A 14,249-nucleotide genomic window follows, 5' to 3' on the forward strand; every position below is an offset into this window, starting at 1 on the left:
TATAGCAAAGAGCGCACCAAAATGAATTATTTTCACACTTAGAAATCATTAAAGCGCAAAAAAGAGTGATCCATACCAACAGATCACTCTTTCAGCACAACCTTGGTGCAATCTCAGATATTCACTTTAAACCTAAACGTGCGACTTAGAACTTAAAGCGAAGACCCACTCCATACTGCCAACCTTTCTCTTCGTCGCTTTCAGCTTGCCAAGCCGTCGCTTCATTGCCTTTGCTATATTCATAGGCAATGTCCACATAAGGCATGACTTTTTTGCTGATCTCATAACGTGTCTCAAGACCAACGGCTGCACTACTGAGACCCGATTTTTTGGCATATTTAGAGTCATCACTGAAAATAATGTTCAGATCTAAATAAGGCTTGAAAATCAGCTTTTGGGTCAGTAACAAGTCCCGCTCAGTTTCTAAACTAAACGCAGCATAGTTGTCTGCACCAGCATATACATAGGCATCGGTTTCAAAGAAATACGGCGCTAAACCATGTAGGCCAAGCACCCCATCCACTTTTTCTTCCGTATCCCATCCCTGCTGTTCACGCTCCACCTTTTCAGCTCGGTAACGTGCACCCGCCTGTACATCCCAAAAGTCTGAGATCATACGGCTATACAGCACTTTGGCATCATACTCAGCCTTATGCGATTCCTGCTTATCCGCATGGACTTTAATAAACAGCTTGTTTTCATCTGTCCCGATACGGGTTTCAAACTCAGACTTTACACCACCATCTCCGTCTTCATTCAGCAACCATTTGTTATCGACAGTGGTAACCGCATAAATTTGCGCACCGTGCTCTTTGCGGTGATCATGCGTATGTGCTGTTGAATCATAATTCATCTGCTGTACATGTTGTGCGCTAGCCTGTGGAGCAGCTTGAGTTGGAATGGTCATCGCCTGATGCTGTGCATGTTGTGACATCACAGACTCAGTGGTCATGGAGATATTTGCGCTTGCTTCAGCAGGCATATGATGCCCTTCATGCGCCATAGTCGCAGCACTCATCAACACCAAAGAACTACTCAATATGCTTTTTGAAAAAAGATTAATGGTGCGCATGATGATCTCCTTTCTGAGCATTTGGCTGCTTGCTTGGTTGAGTCTGAACTTGCTTCTCCGATGAAGACTGACCCACCGCAGTTTTCTGTTTAAGCATCTGAGCATGTTCATTGGCACTATGCTGATGATGCTCATGTGCCATATCTTTGGACTGAACTTGGCTTGTAGATTTGGCTTTTTGTTTTTCATGCTGTGCATGAGATTCGGCAGCCATAGCTAACGAACTCAATAAGACACTAAGAGCTAAAGTAAAACCTGAAAAAAGATTAGTGATGCGCATGTTCATCTCCTTTTGGTTCAGCTTGAGCTGCTGTTTTTTGCTCTTGAATTGGGGTGGTTGACACTTGACTATCACTCACATTGGCCACAATCAGTTTATTCATCATGCCTGAGCTCATGTGGTACAGCAGATGACAGTGAATGGCCCATTCGCCTAACTCATCTGCGGTCAGTAAAGCGGTCACTGTTTTGCCCGGTGGCACAATCAAAGTGTGCTTATTCGGCATATCAACGGCAGCTTGTCCATTTTCCAGTTGCATAAACATACCGTGCAAATGCATCGGATGCGCCATCATGCTGTCATTGACAAATTTGATCCGAATACGCTCGCCGTACTTCACTTTCAACGGTTCAGCATCGCTAAATTTTTTCCCGTTGATGGTCCACAAATAGCGCTCCATAGTTCCACCCAAACGAATCACTAACTCGCTCGTCGCCTCGCGGGTATCTTTTTGCGGCTCTAAGGATTTCAGATCGCTATATTGCAATGCCTTATCACCTTTAGGGGTAGAGGCATTCGCCCACCCATACACTGGTGTAACAGCTTCCTGTACCGAACTTGCTGTCGTATTATGTTGCGCATGACCCATCTGTGTATGATCCATCTCAGACATGGTCTCATGATTCATCTTCGCATGATCCATTTCAGGCATCGCTTCAGGGTTCATTTTGGAGTGATCCATTGCAGGCATCGCTTCATGACTCATCTTTGAGTGATCCATACCTGAATGTTCTGAGCCGTGTCCCATATCTTCCATGGTCAACAATGAGCGTGGACGTGGCGCAGGCATATTTATACTCTGTGCCATTGGAGTCAACTCATTGTGTAAAGTTCCAATGGCGTAGCCTGAACGGTCAATCGACTCTGCTTCAATTTGATAATGCCCTGCTTTCGGTTCCACAATCACATCATAAGTTTCAGCAGTTCCAATCCTGAACTCATCCACAGGAACGGGTTTAACAGGCTGACCATCTGCACTGACTACCGTCATTTTTAAGTGAGGAATACGGATATCAAAAAAAGACATGGCTGAGGCATTGATAAAACGCAACCGAACCTTCTCGTTCGGCTTAAACATACCTATCCAGTTCTGCTCAGGCGTTTTACCATTAATGAGGAAGGTATAACCCGTAACATCCGACAGATCCGTTTTTAGCATGCGCATTTGGTTCCACATGGAACGGTCTTGCCACGCGGCTTTTAAGCCCTCACGCTGTACTTGTTTCCACACGTCAGCAACGGTTTCACGCTGATTTTGATAATATTCTGCAGAAATCTTCAAATTCTTCTGAATTTGTTCACTGCTCTGCTCATGGAAGTCCGACAGCATCACCACATAATCACGCTCTGCTTTTTCATGCTGAGCTAAAGGCTTTTTGTCTTTGGGATAAATGACCAATGCACCATACAGCCCATCTTGTTCCTGTCCTTTAGAATGCGCATGGTACCAATAGGTGCCACTTTGGCGCACTTTGAACTTATAGACAAATTCGCTCTTCGGCTGAATACCATTAAACCCGTTAAAACCTGGTACACCATCCATCAGCCCAGGCAAAAGCAAACCATGCCAGTGGATCGATGAATCCTGTTTTTTGAGGTTGTTTTTAACCCGAATGACCGCATCATCGCCCTCCTCAAATTCAAGCAAGGGAGCTGGAAACTGTCCGTTGACACTAATCCGCTTGAGCGACTTGCCGGTTAAATTGACGGGACTTTCATCAATCACCAATTGGTATTCTTTGACTGCGGCAAAGCTCCAAGAAGATGACATCAGACACACCCCAAGGATGAGGCTTTGTTTAAATTGAATAGACATGACTAAATCCTAATAATTTTAAAAATAAAGTTTTAAAAATCAGGATTAGGCTTTGGGAGGACGTAGAATTTCTTGCCAATAGCCCACTAAATGTTGAGCTTGATAGCGAAAATGGGGGGATGATTGTGCTAAAGCGGCTTCAAGCTGAACCACTGCAAGCAGTTCAGCCTCTAAAAGTGTCAGCGTTGTTTGGCAGTGATACTGTGCACACTCCTGACACTGAACTTGCTTATTTTGCAGCATATCCGAAGCATGACAGTTGCTCTTCGCTGTTATGTCGGTCTGAGCCATATGCATTTGATGTCCAGAGACTGGACTCAATGATTTCGTTTGATGACAGTCGGGCATGCTTTGCCTGCCTGTTGCATGCGCTGAACTTTGCTCACTGGTTGCAGTCTGCATACTTAGTTGCATCATTTGATGCATCGGCGCTGCCGAAGCTTGGGCAATACCACTCCACCCCATTACCAAAGTAATGAGTAAGACAAACCAAGAATGTGTCTTGAGCAATGAACGCACAATCAATCCTATTTAGTCAGTGAAGAATGATATCTCAACGCAACAAAACGCTCTTTGCAAGTAAATGCCTGATCTTTTGTTGCTGATCCCAATCTACAGGATAAGCAAAGAATGCTTTATACACAAGTTTATAAATTTAAATTCAATTACTACGACAGTTTAGCCACTACGCACACTTAAACAATAAAGTTATTTTTTAAACAGTGCTATTTTTAAGTACAGATGAATAAAGCATCAGTAACAATCAGGCATTCACACCATAAAAAGGACTCAAATGAGTCCTTTTTATACATTTAACGTCTAAATACTAAACCATTGCTATGTAAACGTTTAAACATTAATCAAGTTATCCATATCGTTATCAACATAGATATCCACCAGTTTATCCATAAAGTTATCCACAACCTGTATAGCATTTATACCTATGAGCTTAAACCTTTACCGCACCCACTTTTGCAAGCTCTGCACGCATATCATCAATCACAGCTTTATAATCTGGTTTTCCAAAAATAGCTGAACCCGCAACAAACATATCTGCACCCGCTTCTGCAATCTCGCGAATATTTGCAGGTGACACACCACCATCCACTTCTAAACGAATATCACGCCCTGAAGCATCAATAATTTTGCGCGCTTCACGTAGTTTATCTAAAGTCATCGGAATAAATTTTTGACCACCAAAACCTGGGTTCACACTCATCAACAAAATTTGATCGACTTTATCCAGCACATAATCTAAATAATGTAACGGCGTTGCTGGGTTAAAGACCAAACCAGCTTTTGCACCGCCTGATTTAATCAACTGTAAAGAACGGTCGATATGGTCAGAGGCTTCTGGATGAAAGGTAATAATATCCGCGCCTGCTTCTAGGAAGTCACCAATCATGCGATCGACAGGTTTAACCATCAAATGCACATCAATTGGGGCTTTGATGCCGTAGTTCTTGAGGGCCTTACAAATACCCGCACCAAAAGTCAGGTTTGGCACATAGTGGTTATCCATCACATCAAAGTGAACCACGTCTGCACCTGCTGCAAGTACATGTTCAACGTCTTCACCTAAACGGGCAAAGTCAGCAGAGAGAATAGATGGTGCAATTAAATAAGGCTTGGACATGCGTGTACCTGGCTTATACAAAAGGGAATAAAGGCATTATAGCAAATTCAGCTTTTGAACTGGGACTTGTGAAAAAAGAAAGCGTTAAGCTTTCTAAATTTGCAACGTAGCGTTGCAACATTCAACTTTTCATTTGACTTGAAACTGTTATGGTAAGAGATCAATCGACGAGGTAAATATGAAAAGTACTGCGGATATTGTCACGACAGATGCGGCTCGAATTGCAAAACGACTGGTGAATCATTGGAAACATAAGTTTGAAATCGAACAAGAACCCAGTAGTTTTACCATTATCATGCCTGAAGCCCGCGTACAGTTAAGCCCTCAAGCCGAACATTTACATGTCAGCATTGAGGCGAGTGAAGAGAAACTGAGTCACTTAGAGCACGTAGTCTTAGACCACCTGATCCGTATGGGACAAACGCCACTCACAGCAACATGGACACAAGTTTAAGTCAACGGCTGAATGAATTAGTTTGATAAGCGTTGCTGTTGGTTAAATTGGCGAATAGCTGCAATACGCTCTTGGGTCGCAGGGTGACTTTGGAAAAATGAACCAATGCCACCGTCCTCCTCTTCTTCGGACTTCCCTTGCGGCTGCTTTTCTTCCTCTTCGGCACGTGCATCATCTTCCATACGTGCTAAAAATTTTGCCAAATGTAAGCTGGAGATATGGTTTTTATCCAGCACTTGCATGGCATACAAGTCCGCATCACTTTCAAAATTGCGTGAATAACTGGCACCAACCAAAGCCACGGGCAAAGTTGTAAATAAGGCCGAACTGTCCCCCGTCACCGCAATCAATAGCACACTAAAACCTAAACTGGATAAGGCTTGCTGTAAGCTATGTCGCTCGACCAAGTGCCCTTGCTCATGTGCTAAAACGCCAATAATTTCATGATCATCTTTGGCTAAATTAACCAATTCATCGGTCAGAATAATGGTGTTGTTGGGAATGGCCAACGCATTGGTTCCAATTTGTCCGCCTGCACGAAACAGTACTTTGGCAGGTTGCCCATTGGCAACAAGGTCTTGATAGCTTTGTATGATTTGTTTTTGACGTGCAAGAGGGATAGTCGAAGGTCCCGTCAGCTTAAATACTTGTTCTTGCGCTTCATCACCGAGTTTATAGATGGTATCGGCAGGCAGTTGCATCGCGACATAATGTGCTGCGCTTGGAATACCCCATCTTAAAATGGCGAAGATAAAAGCGGCAACAAACACAACACTAAACAAGATGAGACTTGGTGAGCGTTCTAATTTCCAAATCGAATGCTGTACATGCTTTTTGTTCAACTCAAACCAGTCAGGCAATGCTTGTGGAAATTCAATCCGTGCATCATCTTTCAACTCAATCACAGGTTGAATCTGCCCCAATGCCCCAATCAACTGCATATCGGCATAGTAATAACGACGTTGCTGCTGGTTATAACAGATCAAGACCGTTTCGCTATCTATCGGTGCAATCGTGGCTGGATAAGGCTTAGAAATCTGCCCATCGTAAAAGATGATGTTTTGTTCCTGCATTTAAGCCTCGTTATAGCGAAATATCGATGTCAAAAATATCACTCAGCTCTTCAGCTATCGCATTCGGGTCATCTTGAGCCAAATTGTACATACGATCTGGATCATTTTTTAGGGTTAAAGTTAATGACTCAATTTGATACTGATACAAACGCACCGCAGCCCATGCCGATAACAAACCGAGCGAAAGAATTTTTAAAATCCAGTTGGTCATCACGATCCATGCATAATGCATTTGACCACAGTCCGTTTGGAAAGGACTACGCCCCAACGTGGCTTTATTCCATGTGGTAATAAAAATACGCGCCATCATCAACGGCCAAATCATAAAAGCAGCAATCATATAAATCACCGCCACGATGATCCCAAACTGGGTTGGAGAACTGCTCCCAACTTGAAGAGTGAAGGCAACGAATAATCCTAAAACAAAGACGATTCCAATAAACAAAAACACAGGGATGTACATAGCACGCATATAGTCAGGCCAATCGGCATGTAGCTCAAAACGTAACTGCCCAAGTTGTAAATTATCCAGCGTGTATTTTTTAAAATACCAAAACAGCACTGGGAAAAAGATCCCGAGGGTAAAGATGTAAATCAAAATGCCTTTCAGCGCCAAGATATAGGCTTCTTTGGTTGTGCCTGTAAAATAAAAACGGCTATTGCCAAATTTACTGTTCCGCGCTCGGAAACGAATGGTTGAACGCACCAACCACGGAACCAATAAAAAGATGATGAGGAAACCAATTAAAGAAGCTTGCCAAGATACCTGAGCCAAAGCTGAAGCGCCAAAGTACACGCCCAAAGCAATAATTCGACCAATCAGGATACGTGTAGGTACACCCGTAAAATCAAACTTGCGGCGATAAAACACCGTGTTGCCATAAAAATAGCGTAAGCGTCTAACCTTCGCCCAAGGCGCATATAAACTGAAGGTAACAATGGTCAATAAGATATTCACAATCCAAATGCCAAAGTACTCTCGGGCATTACCACGGAATTGGAAACGAAAGGTCTGTCCCAAATAGGCGTTTGGCTCATCCGTGGGAACGGCTGGTGGAGGTGGCCAGCTTGCTTCAAAAGAAGCCTCTACAGGTGGCAAAGATGCCTCTGAATTTTGCATGTATACCCTATCTATTATTTTACTGTTTTATTTTTTAAGAACAAAAAATCAATCACCCAACCATGTTAATGCCAGTGCTGGATGATTTCTAGTCAAAAATTAAGAATAAATATGACAAATCAAGATTTAAGATTCGAGCTGTACGGCATGAAACTGCAGGTGATCATCGATAAAACTTTGAATAAAGTAATAACCATGGTCATAGCCTGCATGTTCGCGAAGCGTCAGTGGCTGGCCCGCAGCCTGACAGGCTTGCTGAAATAATGCAGGATTGAGCTGGCTATAAAACTGATCACTCAAACCCTGATCAATTAAAATATCGGCAAAATGAGCTGTTTTTGTTTGGACCAAAGCAGTTGCATCATGTTTCAACCACTCAGCTTGATCTGAACCTAAATAGTTTGAAAACGCTTTTTCGCCCCAAGGACATTGACTTGGTGCACAAATCGGAGCAAATGCAGACACCGACTTAAACTTCTCAGGATATTTCAAGGCCAAGGTTAAAGCGCCATGACCGCCCATGCTGTGCCCGAAAATCCCAATACGCTCTGCTTGTACAGCAAATTGCTGAATCACTAAATCATATAACTCTTCAACGATATAGCTTTCCATCTGGAAATGCTCAGCCCACGGTGCTTGGGTGGCATTGATATAAAAACCTGCCCCTTGCCCAATATCCCAATGATCACCTTGCGCAACCTGTTCACCACGAGGAGAAGTATCAGGCGTTACCAAAACCAGACCTAACTGAGCTGCTAAACGCTGTGCGTGCGCTTTAATGGCAAAGGTTTCTTCGGTACAGGTTAAACCCGCCAAATAAAATAATGTTGGACACGCTTGCCCCGCTAACGCTTGAGCGGGTAAATAAATACCAAACCTGCTCTCGCCTTGAAGGCTGATGGAATTAAATCGGTAAATACGCTGTTCACCATCAAAACTACGGTTAGATTGTACTAATTCCATCAGGGTTCCTTTTTAGATCCAAATTAAGGGGTTGTAACAGCTTTAGGTGGAAACAAGCGCTGTTCAAGTTGTGGAAGCATCAGCTCCATATTTTTACCCATCGACCACTGAGGTTCAGAGGGTTCAAAACCTTGTGCTGTTTCCCATTGGCTCACAGTCTTTTGTGCTTGGCTAAAAGCAGTTTCTATACTGTTTTGTTCACGCATTGCTTGATCGAAAAACGCCCGACCAAAATAAGTATAATCGGCTTCATTGGTACAACCAAAAGACTGACGGTCTGCTGCCGAAGCAGTAATGATCAAGGTATTGTCATTTTGCAATGCTGGTACAAAGCTTCCAGAGAAGCACGATGAAATCACAATCACACGCCAGCGAATACCCGATGCATCTAAGGTTTCGCGTAACCATTTCGGGTCGACCTGAGTTAAGTCTAAAGGTGCATTTTCCATTTCGAACTGGTTCGGTAAACCATGCGAAGTCATATATAAAAATAACACATCGCTTTCACGGTTCATTTGCTGTCCCATACGGCGCAGTGACATTTCAATACTGTGTTTAGAGGCAATCGGAATTTCTGTCCGTGTTGCAGGGTTATTCACCAACATCATCGAACGACCCAAAGTACCAAAACGCGTATCGAACTGTTCTTTTATTCGCTCGACTTCCGAACGGAATACATCTTGATAACTCGCTCCCGCCACACCAAGGAAATACCAATGTGACTGGGCAAATTCACCATATTGCACAGACTCTAGTGCTTTATTCAGTAAACGACTTTGTGCATAAAAGGCATCTTCTGCAAAGGTTGGTGGCGTTTCTTCTACTTTCCAAATCGGCTGACTGGTCACTGACATTTGCCAAACCACAAGGGTAAACAGCGTAGCCAAGACAATCAGAGCACGCTCCCACCAAGGCCATTTCAGCTCACGTGAAAACACCCACACCACAGCCAAACTCTGCCAGACAAACAGTACCATGAACACATTCGGCAGGTAGTCGTAGAAGAAATACGGCAGGACATCAATCATGCCCAAATATTGGATAAAACTTTGTAATAACGCGATATGCGTATCCAACACGAGCCAAAGCAATGCTGGTACCAACATCAAACGCGGATTATTCACCCGTTGAGACAGAAAAATCCCGACAATCAGGGCAATGAAAGGCCAAAGTGCGTAACTGACCAAACCTTGTGGGTTAAAGTCACCGATCTCTCCTGCGCTCAACCAGCTAAATAAAGTATTGGCTGAGCCACCTAAAATTCCCCAGAAGATGAGCTGCATAATCGAAGGATGGACAATTTGCAAAGAGCGTCGTGAACCTAGAAACAACCACATCCCCGCAGTTTGGTTGCTTTTAAAATCATGCCAAAAGTTGATGGAGGGTTTGAAGTCGATCATAAGATTCTAATTAAATTGTGACTTGCGTAGGGACACACTAAGTTTATGCTTGATCAGCATTTTATCAATGATGTTTTTAATTATATAACAAATCTTTGCATACTTTTGAAGCAGTCTTCCACTTCAGTCTAAGCGTTCATGCTGAAAATAGGCATCAAAACGGCATGCATCCCCTAGCCACTGATGAGTGGTTTCTTGATTTGCCAAAAATACGGCCAAGCGAGGACGTTTGACCACCACCCGTTTTGCCACTTTTTGCGCTAAGCCAAGCAGATTATCGCCCAGATCCATTTCACCATCTTCAGGCAATAACATATGTAAAAGCTGCATTTGCTTTTTCACTTGCGCCTGTTTTTTCACCGCTTGCTGGTTTTGATCACGTTGTGGAAACATCGGATCTAGATAAACCACATCGACCTTATTGCCCTGCTCTGCTTGTTGCTGCAAATACTCTTCGGAATCTGAAAAAACCAAGTCAATTCGAGTCACCACGGGATTTAAAAATGCATCCTGCAAAGCCTGTTCCTTACTTGACTCTAACAAGGTGAATAAAATGGGATGGCGTTCTACCAAAGTGACATTGGCGCCTAAATGTGCCATGAGCAGTGAATCATGCCCAAGCCCTGCCGTTGCATCAATGAGCTTAGGTTTTTCAGTCAAGTGGCAAGCACGAGCAATCATTTCAGACTTTAACGACGCACGCTTTAAACGTGGAACTTCAGCTTTCCAATCCGGCTGCATTTTCATGCCATTGGCACAAAGCCAAAGCCCATCGGCATCGGCACACAGACCCAGTTCAGGATGAAAACGGAAGAAACGTGCATTTAACTTTTCGGCGACTTCGATGCTGACTTCGACACCACGAGAAAAAAGCACAGCAACATAGTGCTGTGCTTTTTCTAAATGCTCTTGTTCCACATATAAGCGCATTGGGCCTACCATAACTTCCAACCCGTAAAGGCAAACAGTAGAATCACTAAGCCTGAAGCGATGCGATACCATGCAAAAATCATGAAATCACGCTTCGCCACATAAGCGACTAAAGCACGAATCAACAGTAAAGCCGAGATAAAAGAAACAATAATGCCTGTTGCCAATACGATCCAATCTTGTTGTCCGTCAAACACATGCGCACTTTGGTACAAATCTAACAGACCCGCACCAATAATTACTGGAATACCCAAGAAGAATGAAAACTCAGTGGCTGCTTTGCGCGATACACCTAAGAACATCGCGCCAATAATGGTTGCCCCCGAACGTGATGTCCCTGGAATTAAAGACAGCACTTGAATCAGACCAATCCAAATCGCATCTTTTACACTCAGGTCTTCAACTTCATGCACGCGCTCTTGTGGTGGATGCTTTTCAATCCAAATAATAATCAAGCCACCCACAATCAAACCAATAGCAATCGCAATATCATTAAATAAAAGCTCTTTCACCGTTTGACCAAATGTCAAACCAATCAGCACAATAGGAATCGACGCTAAAATTAGCCCAATCCCGAGACGGCGACCTTGGGGTTCACCACTAAAAATTCCCGTTGCTGCCCCCCACAAACGTGTCCAATATTCATAAATGACGGCTGCAATTGCCCCCATTTGAATGGCGATCACAAAGACATCACTTTTTTCTTTGGTCCAAAAATTCATAAGTTCTGAAGCTAAAATTAAATGTCCAGTACTCGAAATGGGTAAGAATTCAGTAATACCTTCAACAATACCCATAATTGCCGCTTTGAGCAGCAGTAAAAGATCCATAAAAAAACCCTAATTATGCTTTGCCCTGTTCCGGGATTTTTTTCCAAGCGTTATCACGTAAATAGACTGGAAGTGCAAGTTCAGCACTCACCCAGTGTTGTTGCTGTGCATTCTTGCGCGCAATTGTGGCAATATCTTGCGCAGTTGCACTTAAATCTTTGTATTGTATTTGTGATGGATCAATTAAGGTTGCGCCTGAACCAACTAAAGTAAACGGTGTACATTCAGTAGCCGCGGCATAGCTTAGAAGCTGTTCTTCATCGACGGCTTGCATGATGCCGTCCGTATCTAATTGAAAACTTGCAATATAGACTTCACTCATGCGAGCGTCTAAAACTGCGGTGACTGTGGTTAGACCGTGCACACGATGTGCAGCTTGTGCGAGCGCTTGTAAAGTTGAAACAGGAACCACAGGCAAATCATTCGACCATGCCAAAGCTTGAGTCACGGCGGCATTAATACGAACGCCGCTAAAAGAACCAGGACCACGACTAAAAGCGATACAAGACAAATCTTCTGTCTTTATATCCAACTGTAAAAACCCTTGTTCAATCATTGGCAGAATCGTTTGCGTTTGTGCTTTTGCGCGCGTATCCAATTGGAAAAAAAGTTCTTGATTTTCATCTACAATAGAGACGGAACACTGCTCATTTGCAGATTCCAATGCCAGCACTTTCATGCACAACCTTAATGATTTAATCTATAAAAACGTGGCTATGATACTCCACTCAAAAGCACTAGGCGAGATGTTCTCGGAATAGAGCTAAAAAAGCCTAGAAAAATCTAGGCTGAATGGGAAAAAGTAAGCTTATAACTGTGCCGGCTCTAAATCGATAAATTGTTTAAAGTGTTTTGCATAATGCAGTGCACTCATTTTCAAACGAGCTTCAGCCGTTTCATCCAAAGTTTTGACGACTTTACCCGGTGAGCCCATAACCAGAGAATTATCTGGAATGACTTTACCTTCCGGAATCAGTGCATTTGCGCCAATAATACAATTTTTACCAATCATGGCATTGTTTAAAACTACGGCATTAATCCCAATCAGACTGTTATCCCCCACGGTGCAACCATGCAACATAGCTTGATGCCCAATCGTGACATAATTGCCAATATTCATTTCAATCCCAGCATCGGTATGTAAAACCGCATTTTCCTGAATATTGGTAAAGTCACCTAAACGAATTTTGCAATTGTCTGCACGTACGACTGCTCCAAACCAAATACTGACTTGCTGCCCCAATTCGACTTGACCGATAACTGTGGCATTTTCCGCAACCCAGCCATTCCATGGTTGATGCATCGCTTGTGGGGCATGACCTTTAAATTTGTACAGCATATCTCTTCCTTAAAATATTAAACTTACTTGGACAACCGAAATGTCGGTGAATTGACTAAAAATGGCCACTCTTTATGGTAACCCAAACCATATTGAAATAATGTAACAAGCATCCGTGCTGTCAGCCCCCAAACAATTTCATTTTCCACCCGCATACTGGGAAAATAGAGAGATTGATGGGCAAAACGAACTTCATAAGGCACAGCAGGCCCTTCCATCAGCTGTTTAAGTGATGCAAAGAAAATACGATCAATTTCTGTCGGCTGGGCAACCAATTCGACTTCAGGCGGAATCAGCCCGACCACAGGTTTGACTAGCATGCCATTACGGGCCTTTTGCATCGGCAAATCACCGAGCAGCTGTACATCAAAAGGATTCAATGCGGTCTCTTCATAAGCTTCACGCAAGGCAACCACGATATTACTGGTATCTTGCGGATCTCTTTTTCCGCCAGGAAAAGACACTTCACCAGCATGATTAGATAGGTAAACAGAGCGGCGGGTCAGTAAAACTTTGGGATTGTCTTCATTGGTGATCGCGATTAACACAGCTGCATCTGCCGATTTAATTTTGTTTGAAAACCGTAACTGTTGCTGCAGTATGCGTGTTAATGAATGTTCATCCATTGAACGTCGTCCCCATCATTCTTTTTTTCATCATAGCTGAATTTGATACTGAAAAAAGAGAAATGATGCCAAAATTTAATTTTTAAGTTATGCTGAGTCTGAACTTTATCATTGATGATGAATATGGACTTTTGCAGCAATTGCGGACAAAAAACAACAGAACAAATCCCTCTTGGCGACCATCAATTGCGTCGTGTTTGCACCTCTTGTAGTTCTATTCATTATGTGAACCCTAAAGTGATTTGTGGCGCACTCGCACTTTGGGAAAATAAAGTATTGTTATGCCGCCGCGCTATTGAACCGCGTTATGGGCTATGGACATTACCAGCAGGTTACATGGAATTGTTTGAAACCATGGAACAAGGTGCTGCACGAGAAACTCGTGAAGAAGCTGAAGCGGAAGTTGAAATTGAACAGCTATATTGCATGTACAATATTCCGCGTATTGGTCAAATTTATGTGCTCTTTAAAGCGAACTTAGTGGATGGAAAATTCGGTGCTGGCGAAGAAAGCATTGAATGTCGTTTATTTGAAGAAGATGAAATTCCGTGGTCAGAACTGGCTTTCCCAAGTGTCGAACATACCTTACGTCACTATTTTGCCGACCGTAAAAGTAATCAATTTAATCTTCATCTCGAAACCCTAGGTACACGCTTAGACCATACAGGTTAATGTTGCCTAATATCAAAAAAAGCCCATCGATGATGGGC

At 43.1% G+C, this 14,249-nt stretch carries 16 protein-coding genes; 2 read left to right on the forward strand and 14 right to left on the reverse strand.

The window, feature by feature from the left end; all coding sequences use genetic code 11:
- Window positions 1–145 precede the first annotated feature (145 nt).
- The 5 genes from ACSC9N_RS13725 to rpe all read right to left on the reverse strand — a co-directional run bounded on the left by ACSC9N_RS13725 (window position 146) and on the right by rpe (window position 4,804).
- Window positions 146–1,072: a copper resistance protein B gene (locus ACSC9N_RS13725; protein WP_010325988.1), complete on the reverse strand. Its 927-nt coding sequence runs from the start codon at window positions 1,070–1,072 to the stop codon at window positions 146–148.
- Complete coding sequence (locus ACSC9N_RS13730) at window positions 1,059–1,352, reverse strand: hypothetical protein (RefSeq protein ID WP_010325987.1); 294 nt, start codon at window positions 1,350–1,352, stop codon at window positions 1,059–1,061. Before ACSC9N_RS13730 ends, ACSC9N_RS13725 begins: the two co-directional genes overlap by 14 nt.
- Window positions 1,339–3,168, reverse strand: a complete 1,830-nt coding sequence (locus ACSC9N_RS13735; RefSeq protein ID WP_010325986.1) for a copper resistance system multicopper oxidase — start codon at window positions 3,166–3,168, stop codon at window positions 1,339–1,341. The genes ACSC9N_RS13730 and ACSC9N_RS13735 overlap by 14 nt, the downstream gene beginning before the upstream one ends.
- A 45-nt stretch (window positions 3,169–3,213) precedes the next feature.
- A complete protein-coding gene (locus tag ACSC9N_RS13740; RefSeq protein WP_010325985.1) occupies window positions 3,214–3,687 on the reverse strand; it encodes a hypothetical protein in 474 nt (157 codons plus the stop codon).
- Between the two features lie 430 nt (window positions 3,688–4,117).
- Window positions 4,118–4,804 (reverse strand): ribulose-phosphate 3-epimerase, encoded by a 687-nt coding sequence (gene rpe / locus ACSC9N_RS13745; RefSeq protein ID WP_004694978.1) that lies wholly within the window; start codon window positions 4,802–4,804, stop codon window positions 4,118–4,120.
- 178 nt (window positions 4,805–4,982) lie between these two features.
- On the opposite strand from rpe, the gene ACSC9N_RS13750 reads away from it, so the two are divergent.
- Entirely contained in the window at window positions 4,983–5,258 is a 276-nt protein-coding gene (locus ACSC9N_RS13750; RefSeq protein ID WP_010325984.1) for a DUF2218 domain-containing protein, read from the forward strand.
- 17 nt (window positions 5,259–5,275) lie between these two features.
- On the opposite strand, the gene ACSC9N_RS13755 is transcribed toward ACSC9N_RS13750, so the two are convergent.
- From ACSC9N_RS13755 to ACSC9N_RS13795, 9 genes are all read right to left on the reverse strand, one after another.
- Complete coding sequence (locus tag ACSC9N_RS13755) at window positions 5,276–6,331, reverse strand: M48 family metallopeptidase (RefSeq protein WP_010325983.1); 1,056 nt, start codon at window positions 6,329–6,331, stop codon at window positions 5,276–5,278.
- A 10-nt stretch (window positions 6,332–6,341) separates the two neighbouring features.
- The gene (locus ACSC9N_RS13760) at window positions 6,342–7,451 is read right to left on the reverse strand and encodes a YjgN family protein (protein ID WP_010325982.1); all 1,110 of its coding nucleotides are present in this window, start codon (window positions 7,449–7,451) and stop codon (window positions 6,342–6,344) included.
- A gap of 126 nt (window positions 7,452–7,577) precedes the next feature.
- Window positions 7,578–8,414, reverse strand: coding sequence for an S-formylglutathione hydrolase (fghA, locus tag ACSC9N_RS13765; RefSeq protein ID WP_010325981.1), 837 nt, complete (start codon window positions 8,412–8,414; stop codon window positions 7,578–7,580).
- 23 nt (window positions 8,415–8,437) lie between these two features.
- Window positions 8,438–9,814, reverse strand: coding sequence for a C13 family peptidase (locus ACSC9N_RS13770; RefSeq protein WP_010325980.1), 1,377 nt, complete (start codon window positions 9,812–9,814; stop codon window positions 8,438–8,440).
- 123 nt (window positions 9,815–9,937) lie between these two features.
- A complete protein-coding gene (locus ACSC9N_RS13775) occupies window positions 9,938–10,756 on the reverse strand; it encodes a class I SAM-dependent methyltransferase (protein WP_010325979.1) in 819 nt (272 codons plus the stop codon).
- Window positions 10,750–11,574, reverse strand: coding sequence for an undecaprenyl-diphosphate phosphatase (locus ACSC9N_RS13780; RefSeq protein ID WP_010325978.1), 825 nt, complete (start codon window positions 11,572–11,574; stop codon window positions 10,750–10,752). The genes ACSC9N_RS13775 and ACSC9N_RS13780 overlap by 7 nt, the downstream gene beginning before the upstream one ends.
- A 13-nt stretch (window positions 11,575–11,587) precedes the next feature.
- Window positions 11,588–12,253: a tRNA (adenosine(37)-N6)-threonylcarbamoyltransferase complex dimerization subunit type 1 TsaB gene (tsaB, locus tag ACSC9N_RS13785; RefSeq protein ID WP_010325977.1), complete on the reverse strand. Its 666-nt coding sequence runs from the start codon at window positions 12,251–12,253 to the stop codon at window positions 11,588–11,590.
- A 129-nt stretch (window positions 12,254–12,382) separates the two neighbouring features.
- Window positions 12,383–12,913 (reverse strand): gamma carbonic anhydrase family protein, encoded by a 531-nt coding sequence (locus ACSC9N_RS13790; RefSeq protein WP_130235033.1) that lies wholly within the window; start codon window positions 12,911–12,913, stop codon window positions 12,383–12,385.
- A gap of 23 nt (window positions 12,914–12,936) precedes the next feature.
- Window positions 12,937–13,539 (reverse strand): NUDIX hydrolase, encoded by a 603-nt coding sequence (locus ACSC9N_RS13795; protein WP_010325975.1) that lies wholly within the window; start codon window positions 13,537–13,539, stop codon window positions 12,937–12,939.
- Window positions 13,540–13,662: 123 nt separating this feature from the next.
- Between ACSC9N_RS13795 and ACSC9N_RS13800 the strand changes: the two genes are divergently transcribed.
- Window positions 13,663–14,211, forward strand: a complete 549-nt coding sequence (locus tag ACSC9N_RS13800) for an NUDIX hydrolase (RefSeq protein WP_010325974.1) — start codon at window positions 13,663–13,665, stop codon at window positions 14,209–14,211.
- Window positions 14,212–14,249: the final 38 nt, after the last annotated feature.

The sequence above is a fragment of the Acinetobacter sp. PC34 genome (assembly GCF_051789135.1).
Lineage (GTDB): Bacteria > Pseudomonadota > Gammaproteobacteria > Pseudomonadales > Moraxellaceae > Acinetobacter > Acinetobacter johnsonii.